The organism is Paranoxybacillus vitaminiphilus, from assembly GCF_003259935.1.
Taxonomy (GTDB): domain Bacteria; phylum Bacillota; class Bacilli; order Bacillales; family Anoxybacillaceae; genus Paranoxybacillus; species Paranoxybacillus vitaminiphilus.
Genome location: NZ_QLMH01000001.1, coordinates 436,686 through 453,892, shown reverse-complemented (window position 1 = coordinate 453,892; position 17,207 = coordinate 436,686). Strand labels below are relative to the sequence as shown.

The window sequence follows — 17,207 nt, the reverse complement described above, 5'->3', positions numbered from 1 at the left end:
CGCTGTTATAATTGTATTTCGAAGTTTTTATTTTCTGTAAAAAAATGTGCACTTGGTGATAGAAATGACTATCACCTAGTGCACAATATCGGTTTATTTAAACGCCATTGCCGCTTTTACAGCTTTTTTCCAACCTTCATATAGTTTCGTTTGCGTTTCTGTTTCCATTTTCGGTTCGAATGGACGATCTAAATTCCATTGTGCCGCAATTTCCTTTCTGTCTTTCCAATAGCCGACTGCTAAACCTGCTAAGTATGCGGCACCTAACGCCGTCGTTTCATTCACAACAGGGCGTTCAACAGGTACACCTAATATGTCACTTTGGAATTGCATAAGGAAATTATTTTTCACCGCACCACCATCGACGCGCAATGTTTTTAAAGCAATGCCTGAGTCAGCTTCCATTGCAGTTAAGACGTCTTTCGTTTGATAGGCTAGAGATTCTAATGTAGCCCGAATGAAATGCTCTTTTGTTGTTCCACGCGTTAAACCAAACACAGCGCCGCGGACATCGCTGTCCCAGTATGGAGTTCCTAAGCCGACAAAGGCCGGAACAACATAGACACCATCAGTGGATTGTACTTTTTCCGCATAGGCTTCGCTATCTTTCGCTTCCTTAATCATCCGCAATCCGTCACGAAGCCATTGAATCGCCGAGCCCGCCACGAAAATACTTCCTTCAAGAGCATATTCCACTTGTCCGTCAATTCCCCAGGCAATCGTTGTAAGCAGCCCATGTTGCGATTGTACCGCCTGTTTTCCTGTGTTCATTAACATAAAGCAGCCTGTGCCATATGTATTTTTCGCCATACCTTCATCAAAGCATGCTTGCCCGAACAAAGCTGCCTGCTGGTCACCGGCCGCTCCGGCAATTGGAATTTCTTGTCCAAAGAAATGGTATGGAACCGTTTTCGCGTATACTTCCGAAGATGGGCGAACTTCAGGAAGCATTGCTTTTGGCACGCCAAGAATATCAAGCAATTCATCATCCCATTTTAACTCATGAATATTAAACATTAATGTTCTTGATGCATTGGAGTAATCGGTCACATGAGCCCGTCCGCCTGATAGCTTCCAAATCAGCCAAGTGTCGATCGTCCCGAACAACAAATCTCCTTTTTCTGCTTTTTCACGGGCACCTTCGACATGATCTAAAATCCATTTCACTTTTGTTCCTGAGAAGTATGCATCGATCAGCAAACCGGTTTTTGCACGAAACAACTCATCGTAGCCTTGTTCCTTTAACTGTTCGCAAATGTCCGCTGTTTGCCGTGACTGCCAAACAATCGCGTTATAAACCGGCTGGCCGGTATGTTTATCCCAAACAACGGTCGTTTCGCGCTGGTTTGTGATACCGATTGCCGCGACTTGCTCAGGCTTAATCGCTGCTTCTGATAAAACCGTAGCAATGACCGCAAGAATAGAACCCCAAATTTCATTGGCATTATGCTCTACCCAGCCTGATTTTGGAAAATATTGTGTAAATTCTTTTTGGGCGATATGAACGATTTCCCCGTTTTTATTAAACAAAATCGCGCGTGAACTTGTCGTACCTTGATCTAACGCAAGGATGTACCGTTCCATCAATGATTCCTCCTTTAAGTTTATATTAGTAGCTAAAGTGCTACATTGCTACTCGTTTCATAATTTTACGCAAACGATTTTTTCGTTTACTCCCGCACAGACTCCGGCACCTAAAACAATTAACATAACCGTGCCGATAAGCTCCGCAATAAACGGTGTCATTTTTTCTTTCCCCTTTTGTTTTTCGGACGATGAAACAAAAAAGACTCACACATATCCCAATAAAAGGAAAATGCATGAGTCTCCCGTTCTCCGTTCCCAATCATATTAACTTGATTAAAAGAATAATAGAAAATGAAAGCGTTGTCAATATTTTTTTGAATTTTATATCATTTTTTCACCTCATCAAAAAGATTTATTGCTCTGGCTCAAAATATTTCCATAGTTCCACATTCGATGTTGTAATGGCTGCTGCTCCGGCTGCAATTGCCTCTTCCACTTCCTCCGGTGTTTCAATTAAACCGCCGGCAAAAATCGGTTTTCCTGTTTTCTTGTGCAGCTGATGAATGACTTTCGGCACAACGCCTGGGAGTACTTCAATATAATCGGGATTCGCTTTTTCCACTAATTTAATGCTTGTTTCCATCGCGCTTGAGTCAATGATAAACGTGCGCTGAATGGCCAAAGCTCCTTTTTGTTTTGCTTTTGTGATGACATTGGTCTTTGTTGAAACTAAACCGTACGGCTTTATCTCTTGGCATATATATTCTGCAGCATATTCATCGCTTTTCAAACCATGGATTAAATCAACATGAAGAAACATGTTCTTTTTATGTTGTTTGGCATACTGATAGACGCTTTTTAGCATGCCGATATGTATATCCAAAAAGACGCCATAACGATAATTCATGTTTAACAATTTATCAAAATCTTTCATCGAACGAACGGCGGGCAATATTTTTTGGCCATGAAAACTCATCGGTATCTCCTCTCATTTGGCAATATGTGCTATATTTTCTTATTTAACAAACATACAAAATCATTTTCTAGTTTTCAACCTTTTATTTTAATAAAATGAATGGCTTCCATCAAAAGCTTATGGAACTGTCTTGGAAACATATGCCCCTCTTGCTCATCCACATATAACTCATATTGGATGCGATGATGAGCAAACAAGCGGCACAGCTTTTCTATGTTATCATAAAACTTGTCTTTCCTTCCTGCAATAATGCAGCCAGGGACATTGCGAATTTTTCTTGTTGCAAAAAGTTGCATAAATTCGTCTACGTCCTTTATGGCCGGAACGACAGCAATAAATCCTGTTACGTTGATAAATGGAAAAAGAAAATGATATAATATTTTGTGGAATAAAGTTGTAAAAGGGGGATGAGGAAAATGGGATTAATTCCTTACGATCCTTTTCAACAATTACAAAACTTTCGAAGAGAATTAGATCGACTCTTTTTCGATTTTTCTTCCACACTCAAGGGAGTCGATACAGCTATCGCAATGCCGAGAATTGATATTCATGAAACAGATACAGAAGTGATTGCAACATGTGATCTTCCAGGGTTAGAAAAAAAAGAAGATGTAAACATCGAAATTGAAAACAATACCCTTTCTTTAAGCGGAACCATTCAACGAACAAGTGAAAAGAAAGAAGAACGTGTTCATTTGCAAGAACGAATGACAGGTCATTTCCGCAGAACAATTACACTTCCTTCTAAAGTGTCTACTGAGGGAGTGAAAGCGACTTATAAGAATGGCGTACTTGAAATTCGTATGCCAAAATTGAGCAATGAAACCAAAAAGAAAATTGACATCGATTTTATTTAAGATAAATATTAAAACGAGAGCTTCTTCGTATGATTTGAAGAAAGCTCTCGTTTATTTTTTAACATGTTCACTGAGAAGTCTCCCACCTCTAAGCGAAGTGTAGGTGCTCATTAAACAAAAGCTCAAACATCATTCAACCATTTTGCGAACACAATCTTCCTCTCATTGATTATAGTCGATGTGAGACAAAATCAATGGGAGGAATTTTTTCTTATGACAAACAAAATATCAAGAAGACAATAAGAATGGTTTGAATTACATAAATTTTTTCGGAAGCTGCAGCCGTCTGCCGATATGAAAAAGTTGTTTGTTCAAGCCAAATCAAGATAATCGAATCATTTATATAGCGATAAAATGCAAAAAGGGCTGATCCTATAAGTGTCAGACCCCACACATAACTCACAGAGCCATATTATGATAGTTGCGGGGTCTGACACTTGCTTTTGGATCAGCCTCATGATTCAGTTACGATTTGAATATAATCAAAGTCCAGCGTATCTACGCCGTCTTCAATATCAAGACGTGTCACGAAGCGGTAGGAAATTCCCGTTTGTGATGGAACGATGTTTTCCGGCAATTGATAGCGAAAAGGTAATACTTTTTTTTCGTTTTCTTGAATGATAAACTCACCGCTAACGGGAATGGTGGCTATTATATCCGTTTCTTCTTTGCCGTTGAAAATCGTTTTTCGAATCAAATCTACATCAAGCTTATTTATTTTTTGTTCCACGGTTCCGCCATGAATATGCACTTGCCCTTCGATGAAATCCCCCGCTTTATACACATGCTGGTTCAAAATTAAATCGACATGCGCCGAGCCGACTCCTAATTTTGACATCATTCTCCGCAAAAGCATATTCTCACTCCTCTCCTTGCCCTTTTATCCCGTTCGAATCGTCCGTAAGAGCGGATGCGGCTGACCCCACGATTTCACGATATATATTATTTCCTATCTATTGGGTTGTGGGGTCTGACTTTTGGGTCAGCCCCATAACGGACGCCGGAAGTGCGATAAGTTCAACGAACATCCATGGAAGCCCTTGCTGATAAAGTTTCACTTTACTTTATCGAACAAAAAAGACCTATGCCCTCATAGGCAAAGGTCTTGCTAGACATGTTTCATGCCAACAAAGCCGATGGCCGAAGCCATGAATTGACGACTTTGTTTCGGGACCATTTCCCGACGCTACTCCCCTTTGACATTAAAAAATATATTTACCTGCTTCATAATCTATTCAATTTAAGAAGATTTGTCAATAAACAAAAAACCTAGTGCAAAAAGTTTTTTCGCAAAAGCTCTTCTGTTGTCATCATTCATACACATTTTCACATTGAATTAAGTAATCAACACGAATAACAGGAATATCATGTTGTTCCACTTCGGCAACAATGACACCGAGTTTATCATTATAAATACAAAATGATTCTTTTCCTTTTTCAAAAACGGCCTCACCGTAAGAAAGCACCATTTGGTATATTTTTTTGTGATCCAAACCGCTCTTAGAAACTCTCTTCCCTAAAAGAATAATGACTTCTTTTCCCCCGATTTCTCCACGGTACATACAGTCTCCCCCTTTTTCTTCCTACTTATTTAATGTATGGTCATTTCTGTTTATGAATACGTACTTCTATCCTAAATTAAGAAATTAGACAATATACTAAGAGAATCCTGCCATGATCTTCATACGATTGTTACAGAGTGTCATGAATGTTTTTATTTTTTTGTAAAAACTTGCCGCTTTTACTTGACGTCAACGCTTCATTAGTGTATAGTAAAGACATCATTTAACAGAATATATCTTGCAACTCATCATGTTTGATTCACCTGAGATTGTTGTGAAATATATTCCGTTATTTGGTAAAAATTTCAAATTAGCAATAAGGTGCTAAAGGTATTAGGAGGATTCAGTATTATGCAAAACGGTAAAGTAAAATGGTTTAACAATGAAAAAGGTTACGGTTTCATTGAAGTGGAAGGCGGAGACGATGTATTCGTGCACTTCACAGCAATCCAAGGTGAAGGCTACAAAACATTAGAAGAAGGTCAAGCTGTTTCTTTTGAAATCGTTCAAGGAAATCGTGGACCTCAAGCTGCTAACGTTGTAAAATTATAATCAAACATTCATATATACTTGGTAGCTTTAAAAGAGGCTGGCATTTCGCTGGTCTCTTTTTGTATTTTTAGCATATTCCTGTATAGGCTGACAAACACTATTTGTCAGGAGGTGGAAATGTGATGGAACGTGACATTCATTCAGGCTATAACGATCTTATGCAAGTGGAAATGTCAGTAAAAACAGCGCAGAAAATGGTTGGCTCAGCCACAATGAGTTTGGACAAAGAAATGTTAGAAGGAGCGAAGCAAGCAGTTGCCGATGCTCATGTACGTCTTACTGAAGCACGGCATCAAGCAACCGGGGTTGATGAACCATTTTTACGCCGCTGCGAACAGGAGCTGCAGCAGGCAGAGCAGCAATTAAATGAAGCGCTTAAATAAACTCCCTTGCTGAAACAATGAGGCTGATCCTGAAAATGGTCAGAAATGTGCGTGAGAGCAGACATTGATGGACAAGCCCGCTGTTTATCCCGTTTTTAACGAGACTGTCTCATAAACCAAGGACCAGCCCCACATCACAATGTATAAATGAAACGGGCGCGAGGTCAGACCCTTATGAGACAGCCTCAAGTTTCACATTATGTCCGCGAAACTCCTGTCAGCTTCTCCCCATATTGCTTAATCATTTCCCCTACCGTACATTGATTGATACAAAATGACTGCGCATATGTTTTGCCAAATTCTTTTCGAAATGTCGCTTTCAAAAAACATCCTTCACAGTACAGATCATGGATTTCGTTTAATTTCGCTAATATTTCTTTTCGTTCATTTGCTTTATGTCTTTTATCCATCAACCGTGCTCTATCCTTTCTCATTCAGCTCAAGTGTACTTGTAATCAAAATTTTTTCTAATGCTTGAGTTGCCAGTTTATCCGCTTCACTGTTTTGTTTGCGCGAAATCAATTCAAAAATGGCATTGATGCCTAACTCGGCAAGTTTTGCTTCAATTCGGTCCAACCATGCGTTGAAATTGTCTTCAAAACAAGGCCATTCACCGGACAGCTGGTTAAGTACAACTTGGGAGTCACCGCGAAACGTGACAGGCAAATGATGTACGCCCAGCTCTTCTAATTTTTGAACAGTAAACCAAAACGCTGCAAATTCGGCTTCATTATTCGATTCGATTTCATCAAGCATCCGATTAGCACGCAACCGGTAGCGCTGATGATTTTGCTTATAGTAAATAACCGTGCCGACTCCGGCTTTTTGCGTCTGTTTATCAAAACCGCCGTCAAAATAAGCAACAATATCATGCGGCTCTGTTTCTAATTCTTTTAGCAGCTTTGTTAATTCTTTTTTCGTCCAGCTCGTCTTCTGTTCATCGATAAACAGCAATTCCTTCACGCGCCCGGTTTTTTCAAAATCTTCGGCAATCATCAATGCTTTTTCTGCCGGCAGCCAATCGGATGTCAGCACAATTTCTTGTTTTTTCAGGCTTACATATTTCCATTGAATAACAACATTCACAATCGGTTCATCCTTCCGCACTAGTCTCAAATTTTACTTGCCATGTTTGGAAAGCAATGAAGGCTTATCCTCATTGTTCCTTGTTTCTTATTCGTTATTCGTACAGTTTACAACGAACGCGGTATAATGGCATTCATTCCAGTTTATTTTTAATTATACTACACAAATTGAAAATAGATGTTTAACGATTCGCAACAACCCAAGCATAATGACAAGTCAGTGTGCTGCTGCGTCCATTTTTACATCATTTATAATTTGTAAACGTTTTTTGGAAAGATTTTTTAGTTTAAATACATATTTATTACCAAAAGCTTTCCAAAAAGAGAAATATCAATTTTTCTACAAATATGTTAAACTATCATTAACGGAAATATTATCTATTGGGGGAATCGCTTTTTGATTGAGGTATATATTGACGGTGCAAGCGCAGGAGACCCAGGTCCATCCGGTGCCGGTGTTTTTATAAAAGCAAACGGAACGGTAGAGCGTTATTCGATTCCGCTCGGCACGATGTCCAACCATGAAGCAGAACTATATTCCCTTATTAAAGGGTTAGAAATTTGCTTAAAAAAAGGGTATCGAACGGTTTCATTCCGCACGGACTCGCAATTGGTTGACCGCGCAGTAGAAAAAGAGTATATGAAAAATGAAAAATATGCCCCTCTCCTTGATGAAGCGTTAGCATTGGCAAAACAGCTTGATTTATTTTTTCTTAAGTGGATTCCAAGCAAACAAAACCATGTTGCGGATGAATTGGCGCGCAAAGCAATACAACTAAATCAATAGATAAGGGGATGAATGATGAAAAAACAATGGGCCGCGGATATGTGTCTTTTGTTTGTTACCTTTATATGGGGAGCAACATTCGTCCTTGTTCAAAACGCTATCTCGTTTCTTGAACCTCTTTCGTTTAACGGCGTGCGCTTTTTGCTCGCCGGTTTGTTTTTGCTGATATGGCTTTTCATTTTTCATCGCCCGCAATTAAAAATGTGGAACGGTTCATTGCTGCTTTCCGGTGCCTTTATGGGCTTTTGGCTTTTTAGCGGCTATGCCTTTCAAACGATTGGCTTATTGTACACCACTTCAGCAAAAGCAGGTTTTATCACCGGGCTGAGTGTTGTTTTAGTTCCTTTGTTTGCTTTTTTCCTATTAAAACAAAAGCCGAAAGCCAATGCGATACTCGGTGTGCTTATTGCCGCCACCGGGCTGTATTTATTGACAATGAACGGCGAGTTGTCGGTGAATAAAGGGGATGTACTTGTTTTTTTATGTGCGGTTTCGTTCGGCATGCACATTGTGATCACAGGAAAATATTCTTCTCAGTTTCCGACCTTATTATTAACGATCACGCAAATTTTTACCGTTGCTATATTATGCGTCACTTCTGCCTTTTTCTTTGAGGATTGGACACAAATGTTGAATGGAGCCGTATTACAAAAAACGGAAGTATGGTCGGCCTTATTGATTACTTCATTGCTCGCGACGGCGTTTGCCTTTTTAGTCCAAACCAATTTTCAAAAGTATACAACAGCAACGCGCGTTGCCCTTATTTTCGCGATGGAACCGGTATTTGCGGCGTTTACCGCTTATATATGGGCAGGTGAGCGCTTGACGATATCGGCTTTTGCCGGCTGCTTATTGATTTTGCTTGGCATGATTTTAGCGGAATTACCAATTTCTTTTTCGCTCCGAAAAAATTTTCTTTCAACCGGCAAATGACACAATAAAAGGCTGACCGATAAGCGTTGATCCCATATTGTGGGTCTCATACTTTGCTTTTCCGGTCAGCCTTTTTCTTATAATAATCCTTTTTCTTTCATAAATGCCATTGCTTGTTTCCGTGTTGTGATATTTTGCTGCTTCAGTTGCTCTAATAACGATATATAAAAACTGCCATCGAATTGCTTTTGCACCTTTAACGTCATTTCCAACGCCATGACAGCAAGACGATCTTCCGCCCCCGTATACTGTTTCCCGAATTGTATAAAGCCAAGAACATCCTCACGAAAATGAAATCCTTTACTTGCTAAAAAAGCGATGTATTCATCAAGAGTCTGTCGCTTTTGTTCCACTAGTCATTCCCCGCTCTTCCAGTGTCTTCTCTTCCTTTCTCATCTTAACGCATTTTCGCTGTTACCGCTATATACACTTAACATTTTCGGCCGAGAAAATAAGCGATAGCTCCAATAAATGTCCCTAACAGCGCGCCGCCAACGACTTCAATCGGCTGATGACCGAGCCGTTCACGAATTCGCTCTTTCTTTCGCTCATAGACATACTGTTTCGGATCAGTTTGGCCTCAAGCTTTCAATTTTAACCTCACTATTCCATTTAACGCACCCGTTAGTTCAATTATTTTTTAGTTCTTTTTTGTCAGGCAGTCTCTTATAAATATCAAATAAATCTATTATAGTTTTTTTAATAAATTCATCTCCACCATTTCCATTTATTGCAGTATCAAGCCTTGCATATATAATCATTAACAGGCTTTTCGCTTCCGACTCATCTAATTGAGTAATCTTCTCTTTTACTTTTTCAATTTCTAACAACAAAAACCCCTCCTATTCAACAGTATAGCACTTTCACTATTCTGCCCCGTTAGTTCAATAACTTCCTATACCCAAGATTTAATATAAATTCCATTATTATGTCTCTTCATCAAAAGATGTATTTGACTTTTTAACAGAAGTGCGCTAAATAATTACTTATACCCAAATGGTAATAAAAGTAAAATTAATAACAAGTCGTAACACATTTCACAAAATGGATTGTTTGTCAAGTACATTTTGTGGCGATAAATCCTTATTATCTTGTAATCCCTATAAAAAATGATTTTCAACACTCTTTTTAAATTAAAAACTAAAATCGCACACTAAATTGATGAGTGATAACAGAGATTGTCAATATGTGAATAAGGATGCTCATTCTTATGATGAACCTCTCCCACCTACACTTCGATTAGAGGCGGGAAACTTCTCGGTGAACATGTTAAAACGTGAGAAACCTTTGCTTTAATAATAAAAAATCGAGTGTAAAACCTATGCGATCTTACACTCGATTGCCTATATTATTTGTATTGTTTCTCGTCGGAAGAACATTTTCCTACGGCGCTAAACGCTCGGCTCCGCTTTTCGCTTTGTCTAGTTTCGTCGCCTAGCTCTCTTCTGCCAAATAACCTTCTCCCTTGAGGTGACAAGCACCTCTTCGGGCGAAGAACATTTGGCTTTGAGAGCTAATCGCGGCGACTACACTTTTCTTGTTACCCTTTTAGTTTTTCGCGCAATACCATTTGTAAAATACCGCCGTGGCGATAGTAGTCAATTTCGACTTCGCTGTCGAAGCGAACTAATACTTCAAACTCTTTCACTTCACCTGTGTCTGGATTTGTAGCCGTTACTTTTACATAATCGCGCGGTTTTACATTTTCGTCAATGTGTACCTCAAATACTTCTTTGCCTGTTAAACCAAGCGTTTCTGCGTTTTCGCCTTCTTTAAACTGCAGCGGCAATACGCCCATGAGCACAAGGTTCGAACGGTGGATACGCTCGAAGCTTTCAGCGATGACCGTCTTAATGCCAAGCAGGAACGTACCTTTGGCAGCCCAGTCACGTGAGCTTCCCATTCCGTAGTCTTTTCCTGCAATGACAACAAGACCTGTGCCATCTTGTTTATACTTCATGCATGCATCGTAAATAGACATGACTTCGCCTGTTGGCCAGTATGTTGTATAGCCGCCTTCTGTTCCCGGCGCAATTTGGTTGCGGATACGGATGTTTGCGAATGTACCGCGCATCATCACTTCATGGTTACCGCGGCGAGAACCGTAAGAGTTGAAATCTTTTGGATCAACGCCTTTAGAGATGAGATATTGGCCAGCCGGCGTGTTCACACCGATAGAACCTGCTGGTGAAATGTGGTCTGTTGTTACAGAATCACCGAATTTTCCAACTACGCGCAAGCCCTTAAGCGGCTTAACTTCGCCCGCTTCTGCAGATAAACCTTCAAAGAACGGCGGGTTTTGAATGTATGTGGAGTCTTCGTCCCACTGATAGAGCGGTTCATCTGTCGTTTCGATTTCATTCCAGCGAGGGTTGTCATCAAAGACACGCTCATATTCTTTACGGAATAATTCAGGTGTTACTGTTTGTTTTACCACTTCTTTTATTTCGTCCATTGACGGCCAAATATCATTGAAATATACGTCATTGCCGTCTTTGTCCTTACCGATTGGCTCATTTAATAAGTCAATGTCAACTGTACCAGCTAAAGCGTATGCCACAACAAGCGGTGGTGATGCTAAGTAATTTCCTTTTACGAGCGGATGAATGCGTCCCTCAAAGTTGCGGTTACCTGAAAGCACACTTGTCACAAGCAGGTCATTTTCTGCGATTGCTTTTTCAATTTCGGGAGCCAATGGTCCTGAGTTACCGATACATGTCGTACAGCCGTAACCGACAATATTAAAGCCAATTTTCTCCAAGTATGGAAGCAGGCCTGAATCTTTTAAGTAGCCTGTAACGACTTTTGAACCAGGAGCAAGTGATGTTTTTACATATTTCGGTACTTGAAGACCTTTTTCAACCGCTTTTTTCGCCACTAAACCAGCGCCGATTAGCACATATGGGTTTGATGTATTTGTACAGCTTGTAATTGCAGCGATGGCGATGGCTCCTGTTTTCATTGTGACTTCTTCACCGCTGGCAAGCTTCACCGTCACTTGTTTATCAAGGTCCGCTTCCGTTAAACCGAAGCCTTGGTTTCCTTGGGGAGCTTTCACTGCTTCACGGAACGCTTCTTTCATTTTAGAAAGCGGAATTAAGTCTTGCGGACGTTTTGGTCCGGAAAGGTTTGCTTCGATTTCAGAAAGATTGATTTCCACAACGTCTGTGAAAATTGGCTCCTCCGCATCCGGCGTATAGAACAAGCCGTTTGCTTTGCAGTATGCTTCAACAACTTGAACATGATGCTCATCACGACCTGTCAAACGTAAATATTCAAGCGCTTCTTCATCAACCGGGAAGAAACCGCATGTCGCACCATACTCTGGAGCCATGTTGGCAACCGTTGCGCGATCTGCAAGCGGCAATGTTGCTACACCAGGACCAAAGAATTCAACGAACTTGCCGACAACACCTTTTTTGCGAAGCACTTGCGTTACTTTTAGCGCAAGGTCAGTTGCTGTCGTACCGTTTGGCAATTTACCCGTTAATTTGACGCCGATGACTTCAGGTACCGGGAAGTACGAAGGTTGTCCAAGCATTCCCGCTTCTGCTTCAATACCGCCGACACCCCATCCAAGCACGCCGATACCGTTAATCATTGTTGTATGTGAGTCTGTACCAACAAGCGTATCAGGGAATGCTTCATACTCACCGTTTTCGCCTTCAACAGCATGTACAACGTTTGCCAAGTATTCCAAGTTTACTTGGTGAACGATACCTGTTGCAGGAGGTACAGCGCGATAGTTGTTAAACGCTTTCTGCGCCCAGTTTAAAAACTTGTAGCGCTCTGCGTTGCGCTCAAATTCTAAGTTCATGTTGTACTCAAGCGCATCGTCTGTTCCCGCTTTATCAACTTGAACAGAGTGGTCAATAACAAGATCGACAGGAATTTCTGGGTTGATTTTATACGGATCTCCGCCCATATCTGCCATTGCTTTGCGCATAGATGCTAAGTCGACGACAGCCGGAACTCCGGTAAAGTCTTGTAAAATAACGCGAGATGGTTTGAAAGGAACATCGATGTCTTTTAATTCATCTGTTCCCCACTTTGCTAGATTTTCAACATGCTCTTTTGTAATGACGCGGCCGTCTACTTGTCTCAACACAGACTCTAGCAATACTTTAATAGAATATGGTAGACGTGAAATTTTCCCAATGCCAGCCTCTTCAAGAGCCTGTAAACGGTAATAGTTATACTTTTTACCGTTTACCTCAAAAGAAGCCCGCGCGTTAAAAACATCTTGTTTTGCCATATGTATTACCCCCTCATTTCAATACTATACTATTTTTTCACAAAAATGTCGAAAAAATAGCTTGAATTCTCCCAAAACCCACAAAATTCCTACGTTTTTATCTTATTACAATGCTTTATATATGTAAATAATTATCATGGAGTTTCTTACCTCATAAATTTCTTATGAAAGGTGATAATTTTTTCTTATAAAAGCGCAAAATACAAACGGAGGTGATGATAACATGGCAAAAAGAAAAGCAAACCATGTCATTCCAGGAATGAATGCAGCAAGCGCACAAGGAATCGGCGCCGGGTATAATGAAGAATTGGCAAATGAACCGCTAACAGAAGAACAACGGCAAAACAATAAAAAAAGAAAAAAGAACCAATAAATAGGGGGTCTGACCCCCATCGTTTTAAAGCTTTAATGCAACAGGGGGGTCAGACCCCTTTATTTACTTCATCTACAATCGTTTGTAAGTCATTGATAAATTTTTCCAGCTGAACTCTCTGTGTTTCCGAAGCGACTTCTAAGGCATTATTAATTTGTTCAAATGCTTCGTTCACTTCTTGCTTTAAATGCTTCAATTGGCTTCCATAATCAGCGCGATCACGAACAAGATTCTCATACCATTCTTTCGCTTCCATTGTTCCCTGTTGCGCCGCTTGAAACGCCTGTTGTTTGTCTTTGTGATATGGCACAGTTGTTCACTCCTTCATCGTGGCATGCTGCATTTATATCGTTTCAAATCAAAAGCGGATTTATACACGAATAATTCCTTATAAAATACATCATTCTAATAAATGAAGGAGGGAGCGTTTCATGACAAACAAAAATACCGGCAAGGATATGCGGAAAAATGCGCCAAAAGGCAATAATCCGGGACAGCCTGAGCCGTTAAGCGGTTCAAAAAAAGTGAAGAACCATAACCACACCCGGCAAAAACACAATTCCAGCCACGATATGTAATAATAAACTCCCACCGCGAACAATGCTTCCTAAGTTTGCATATGATATCACAGCAAAGCTTTTTCATTCATGCGGGGGGAGTTTTTACAATGGGAAGTAAAAAGGAATTAAATGAATTCGATAAATGGCTGCAAATTTTGCTTGCTGATCCTTTTACTGATTATTTAGATGAAACAATGTTTCGAGTGGATGTTTTTGAAACAGGAGATGATTATATCATTGAAGCGGAACTCCCTCTTTATGCCATTCATCAAATTCAAGTAAAATGCTATGATAACGTGGCTATTATTCAAGTATATGAACAAAAAGAGGCATGTAAGGAAAGAACCGTGCGCCTGCCTTTTTCTTTAGTGGATAGAAATGTCCAGGCCTATTTTGAGAAAGGAATACTAGAAGTTCGCATCAGCAAGATAACAATCGGTGAATGCCAGGAGAATTCTAGAAACATTCAGATCAGCGATGGAGGGTTCTAAAACATAATATTCCCTGCAGAATGGCATAATTAGTGCATAAAAAGCACTGTTTTTATTTTTGTTAACATAACATTTTTATAGTTTATACTTTATTTTTTATAAAGATTCTTCCCTTTCTTCCTGAAAAATTCCCATGGTGTATACTTCTTAACCGACTCTGGTTGCTAAAATTTATAAAAAAGCAACACATCCGTGGTTAAACCTACAAAAAAGGGCTGACCCCATAAGTGTCTGACCTCACGCACATCTTACCATATATAGCTTATTGGACCAATAGACATGCTATATATATGTGTTGTGGGGTCTGACGATTTGCTTTTGGGTCAGCCTCTTTTGAATTTTTGCCATGTTATTCCCTTTCTGATATACACAAAACCTTTTATTATTTGGCAAAAACATGGTTACCAATCCGAATGGTTACCGGTCTTGATAACATCCATTTGTTTTTTGTAATTTTCGGGTTGTAAAAATACAACGAGCCACGCTTATCGTTGGAATGTAATGCAACCGCTTGATCTACAGCTGCATAATCTTGTTTCGTCGGTTGAATCTTTGTTAGCTTTCCTGTTCTCACTGGTACAAATGCATAGCCAGATTTCGTTTTTTGGTAAATGACACCTTTAATGGATTTTGGAAATGATGGATGTTTGACGCGATTGAGAATGACTAGCGCTACTTCCACCTTTCCGGCGAACGGCTCACTATAACCTGTTTCGGCGTGAACAAGCTGAGCCATCAATTTCCGTTCCTCAGCGGTTACAGATTTCTTTACAGCCGATGTAGCTGCCCGTCCTTGGGGAACTTTTAATTTTTCGCCTACAATAATTATGTCGTTGCGTTTATGATTCATTGCTTTTAAATTAGACACAGTCGTTTTATGTTTTTTCGCTATGGAATACAATGTGTCTCCTTTTTGAACTTTGTAATATGTATACGCCGCCGCATGCCCTTCTGATGGTGATGTAAACGCTACGACCATACAGCAAACTACTGTGAGTGTGAGCAAAATTCGCTTAAACATGATGTCCTCCTCATAGTTGCTTTTTGGCTTCGTCGTTTAACATGGCAACTACAAGATAACATGTTTACTAGAGGATATCACTGGTCCGATTTTCCATTCATCATGTCAACAACGTGTAAATCCCTTGATAAACAAGGGATGAGCACACTTATTTACAGTTGTATTACATTTCTATAACAATATTAACATTATAAAAAATGTGCTCGAATAAAGCAGAAATAAACAAATCTCGTCTTATCTGCCAGGCGATTTTGATTCCTGCCTTACATTCTACTAAAACGTTTATAGTAGGGAAATGCTGTACCAAACATTTAGAGCAACCCTCCGTCTTCTGAAGGTGCAGGGTTCCCCCATGAAAGTGAGAGTAGTTCAATCCAAAACATACATTGGCAAATAACATCATTTGTTGCGAAAAAAAATCGTTTCCTCCATAATGATAGTTATGGAAGTTTTCGCAGAGGTGGAGTCAAAATGTTAACTGGTTGGTTTCTTTGGTTTATTTTGTTTTGGGTCGTTTTTTTGCTCGTTATGATGTCGATTGGCGGATTTTTTATGTTTCGTAAATTTTTAAAGCGGCTGCCAAAAGAAGACGGAAAGTCAGAACTTGATTGGCAGGATTATTATATTGAACAGACACGGCATTTATGGCATGACAAAGAAAAGGCGCTTCTTGAAGATTTAGTAAAACCAGTGCCTGAATTGTTCCGTGATGTCGCGAGACAAAAAATTGCCGGAAAAATCGGCGAACTTGCACTTAAAGAAAAAGCCGAACGCATCACGGAGGATTTAGTGATTCGCGGCTATATTATCGCCACACCAAAACGCGACCATAAATTTTTATTAAAAGCATTAAAAGAAAAGAATATTGATATTACACCATATGAACATCTATTGCAAAAAAAATGACAGCTTTCCCTCATAACGAAAGGCAGAGTCAATAAATATGACTCTGCCCTTTACTTTTCTTCCTCAACGATGCAATTGCTTTTTCAATTTTCTATAAGAGCGATACATGGCGATTCTCCACGGAACAATCATCCCAAACGCTAAGAGCCAAAACATACCGCTTAGTTCACCGTAGTCAATCTTGTTGCTTAAATATGATTTCAAAGCAAGCCGAATCACAAGCAGCCCGATCAGAATCAACATAAATGCCTTAGAACGCTTTAAATAAATCTGATTATTGATGATTTCAAAGCGCGACGTTTTAATGAGAAAGATCGAAAAAATGCCACCAAGAACCAATGCTTCTATCAGCTCGGTTATCGTAACACGAAACATTGGATGTAAAAACATAAGTGCCCCTGTGCTCATAAAAATAGGTGGTAAAATAATTTTTTTGGCGTTTGTCGGTTTTTCTGCCGCTTTCATCCTAATAAATATGACAACAAACGCCATCACGACAGCGATAATCGATGTTGCTATAACCAAGCGAATCCATCCTTTTCATCAAATTAGCTTATGTTTTTTAATGTTTAATATGAAAGCACACGGTTCACTGCATCAATCACACGCGGTTCGTCAAACGGCTTCACAATAAAATCCAACGCTCCTGCTTCAATCGCCTCAACAACCATTTTTTGCTGCCCCATCGCTGAACAAATAATGATTTTTGCAGTTGGATCTTCTTGTTTAATCGCTTTTACTGCTTCCAATCCATTCATAACCGGCATTGTAATATCTAACGTAACAACATCTGGACGAAGCGTCCGGTACAATTCCACTGCTTCTTTACCGTTCTCCCCCTCACCGACAATCTCATGATTTGCCTTTTTCAAAATATTAGATAATGTCATTCTCATAAATTTTGCATCATCAACAATCAATATTTTGGCCATTCATTCT

The 17,207-nt window shown here is 39.8% G+C and carries 23 protein-coding genes and 1 riboswitch; of the genes, 9 read left to right on the top strand and 14 right to left on the bottom strand.

Features of this window, described 5'->3' with window-relative positions; all coding sequences use genetic code 11:
• Positions 1–93 precede the first annotated feature (93 nt).
• The 3 genes from glpK to B0I26_RS02330 all read right to left on the bottom strand — a co-directional run bounded on the left by glpK (position 94) and on the right by B0I26_RS02330 (position 2,799).
• Positions 94–1,584 (bottom strand): glycerol kinase GlpK, encoded by a 1,491-nt coding sequence (glpK, locus tag B0I26_RS02340; RefSeq protein ID WP_111643862.1) that lies wholly within the window; start codon positions 1,582–1,584, stop codon positions 94–96.
• 355 nt (positions 1,585–1,939) lie between these two features.
• Positions 1,940–2,503, bottom strand: a complete 564-nt coding sequence (locus B0I26_RS02335) for a glycerol-3-phosphate responsive antiterminator (RefSeq protein ID WP_111643861.1) — start codon at positions 2,501–2,503, stop codon at positions 1,940–1,942.
• A gap of 74 nt (positions 2,504–2,577) precedes the next feature.
• Positions 2,578–2,799: a hypothetical protein gene (locus B0I26_RS02330; RefSeq protein ID WP_111643860.1), complete on the bottom strand. Its 222-nt coding sequence runs from the start codon at positions 2,797–2,799 to the stop codon at positions 2,578–2,580.
• A 120-nt stretch (positions 2,800–2,919) separates the two neighbouring features.
• Between B0I26_RS02330 and B0I26_RS02325 the strand changes: the two genes are divergently transcribed.
• On the top strand, positions 2,920–3,360 hold the full coding sequence (locus B0I26_RS02325; protein ID WP_111643859.1) for an Hsp20/alpha crystallin family protein: 441 nt from the start codon (positions 2,920–2,922) through the stop codon (positions 3,358–3,360).
• 454 nt (positions 3,361–3,814) lie between these two features.
• Here the strand turns inward: B0I26_RS02325 and B0I26_RS02320 are convergent, their stop codons facing one another.
• On the bottom strand, positions 3,815–4,216 hold the full coding sequence (locus tag B0I26_RS02320; RefSeq protein ID WP_111643858.1) for a sporulation protein: 402 nt from the start codon (positions 4,214–4,216) through the stop codon (positions 3,815–3,817).
• A 254-nt stretch (positions 4,217–4,470) separates the two neighbouring features.
• A riboswitch (yybP-ykoY riboswitch) is annotated at positions 4,471–4,567 on the bottom strand.
• Between the two features lie 103 nt (positions 4,568–4,670).
• Positions 4,671–4,922: a hypothetical protein gene (locus B0I26_RS02315; protein ID WP_111643857.1), complete on the bottom strand. Its 252-nt coding sequence runs from the start codon at positions 4,920–4,922 to the stop codon at positions 4,671–4,673.
• A gap of 351 nt (positions 4,923–5,273) precedes the next feature.
• On the opposite strand from B0I26_RS02315, the gene cspD reads away from it, so the two are divergent.
• Together cspD and B0I26_RS02305 are read left to right on the top strand one after the other, a co-directional pair.
• Positions 5,274–5,474, top strand: a complete 201-nt coding sequence (gene cspD / locus B0I26_RS02310; protein WP_003398931.1) for a cold-shock protein CspD — start codon at positions 5,274–5,276, stop codon at positions 5,472–5,474.
• 122 nt (positions 5,475–5,596) lie between these two features.
• Entirely contained in the window at positions 5,597–5,857 is a 261-nt protein-coding gene (locus B0I26_RS02305; protein ID WP_111643856.1) for a DUF2564 family protein, read from the top strand.
• Positions 5,858–6,054: 197 nt separating this feature from the next.
• Here the strand turns inward: B0I26_RS02305 and B0I26_RS02300 are convergent, their stop codons facing one another.
• Positions 6,055–6,267, bottom strand: a complete 213-nt coding sequence (locus B0I26_RS02300) for a zinc-finger domain-containing protein (protein WP_111643855.1) — start codon at positions 6,265–6,267, stop codon at positions 6,055–6,057.
• A gap of 10 nt (positions 6,268–6,277) precedes the next feature.
• Positions 6,278–6,943, bottom strand: a complete 666-nt coding sequence (locus tag B0I26_RS02295) for a ribonuclease H family protein (RefSeq protein WP_111643854.1) — start codon at positions 6,941–6,943, stop codon at positions 6,278–6,280.
• Positions 6,944–7,339: 396 nt separating this feature from the next.
• On the opposite strand from B0I26_RS02295, the gene B0I26_RS02290 reads away from it, so the two are divergent.
• Together B0I26_RS02290 and B0I26_RS02285 are read left to right on the top strand one after the other, a co-directional pair.
• Positions 7,340–7,729 (top strand): reverse transcriptase-like protein, encoded by a 390-nt coding sequence (locus tag B0I26_RS02290; protein ID WP_111643853.1) that lies wholly within the window; start codon positions 7,340–7,342, stop codon positions 7,727–7,729.
• Positions 7,730–7,744: 15 nt separating this feature from the next.
• Complete coding sequence (locus B0I26_RS02285; RefSeq protein ID WP_111643852.1) at positions 7,745–8,662, top strand: DMT family transporter; 918 nt, start codon at positions 7,745–7,747, stop codon at positions 8,660–8,662.
• Positions 8,663–8,739: 77 nt separating this feature from the next.
• Here B0I26_RS02285 and B0I26_RS02280 read toward each other — a convergent pair whose 3' ends face one another.
• The 3 genes from B0I26_RS02280 to acnA all read right to left on the bottom strand — a co-directional run bounded on the left by B0I26_RS02280 (position 8,740) and on the right by acnA (position 12,917).
• Positions 8,740–9,015 (bottom strand): DUF6123 family protein, encoded by a 276-nt coding sequence (locus B0I26_RS02280; protein WP_111643851.1) that lies wholly within the window; start codon positions 9,013–9,015, stop codon positions 8,740–8,742.
• 276 nt (positions 9,016–9,291) lie between these two features.
• Positions 9,292–9,492: a hypothetical protein gene (locus B0I26_RS02275; RefSeq protein WP_111643850.1), complete on the bottom strand. Its 201-nt coding sequence runs from the start codon at positions 9,490–9,492 to the stop codon at positions 9,292–9,294.
• 710 nt (positions 9,493–10,202) lie between these two features.
• Positions 10,203–12,917, bottom strand: coding sequence for an aconitate hydratase AcnA (gene acnA, locus B0I26_RS02270; protein WP_111643849.1), 2,715 nt, complete (start codon positions 12,915–12,917; stop codon positions 10,203–10,205).
• Between the two features lie 223 nt (positions 12,918–13,140).
• Between acnA and sspO the strand changes: the two genes are divergently transcribed.
• The gene (sspO, locus tag B0I26_RS02265; RefSeq protein WP_111643848.1) at positions 13,141–13,290 is read left to right on the top strand and encodes a small acid-soluble spore protein O; all 150 of its coding nucleotides are present in this window, start codon (positions 13,141–13,143) and stop codon (positions 13,288–13,290) included.
• Positions 13,291–13,339: 49 nt separating this feature from the next.
• Here the strand turns inward: sspO and B0I26_RS02260 are convergent, their stop codons facing one another.
• Positions 13,340–13,600: a hypothetical protein gene (locus B0I26_RS02260; RefSeq protein WP_111643847.1), complete on the bottom strand. Its 261-nt coding sequence runs from the start codon at positions 13,598–13,600 to the stop codon at positions 13,340–13,342.
• Positions 13,601–13,721: 121 nt separating this feature from the next.
• On the opposite strand from B0I26_RS02260, the gene B0I26_RS02255 reads away from it, so the two are divergent.
• Together B0I26_RS02255 and B0I26_RS02250 are read left to right on the top strand one after the other, a co-directional pair.
• A complete protein-coding gene (locus tag B0I26_RS02255) occupies positions 13,722–13,868 on the top strand; it encodes a small acid-soluble spore protein P (RefSeq protein WP_111643846.1) in 147 nt (48 codons plus the stop codon).
• Between the two features lie 89 nt (positions 13,869–13,957).
• Positions 13,958–14,341, top strand: coding sequence for an Hsp20/alpha crystallin family protein (locus B0I26_RS02250; protein WP_111643845.1), 384 nt, complete (start codon positions 13,958–13,960; stop codon positions 14,339–14,341).
• A gap of 382 nt (positions 14,342–14,723) precedes the next feature.
• Here B0I26_RS02250 and B0I26_RS02245 read toward each other — a convergent pair whose 3' ends face one another.
• A complete protein-coding gene (locus B0I26_RS02245; RefSeq protein WP_111643844.1) occupies positions 14,724–15,362 on the bottom strand; it encodes a cell wall hydrolase in 639 nt (212 codons plus the stop codon).
• A gap of 471 nt (positions 15,363–15,833) precedes the next feature.
• Here B0I26_RS02245 and B0I26_RS02235 point away from each other — a divergent pair, with 471 nt between their 5' ends.
• Positions 15,834–16,268 carry a DUF2621 domain-containing protein gene (locus B0I26_RS02235; RefSeq protein ID WP_111643842.1) on the top strand — a complete coding sequence of 145 codons (435 nt, stop codon included), beginning with the start codon at positions 15,834–15,836 and terminating at the stop codon, positions 16,266–16,268.
• Positions 16,269–16,331: 63 nt separating this feature from the next.
• On the opposite strand, the gene B0I26_RS02230 is transcribed toward B0I26_RS02235, so the two are convergent.
• Positions 16,332–16,793, bottom strand: a complete 462-nt coding sequence (locus B0I26_RS02230; protein WP_111643841.1) for a CcdC family protein — start codon at positions 16,791–16,793, stop codon at positions 16,332–16,334.
• A gap of 44 nt (positions 16,794–16,837) precedes the next feature.
• The gene (locus B0I26_RS02225) at positions 16,838–17,200 is read right to left on the bottom strand and encodes a response regulator (protein WP_111643840.1); all 363 of its coding nucleotides are present in this window, start codon (positions 17,198–17,200) and stop codon (positions 16,838–16,840) included.
• Between the last annotated feature and the right edge of the window lie 7 nt (positions 17,201–17,207).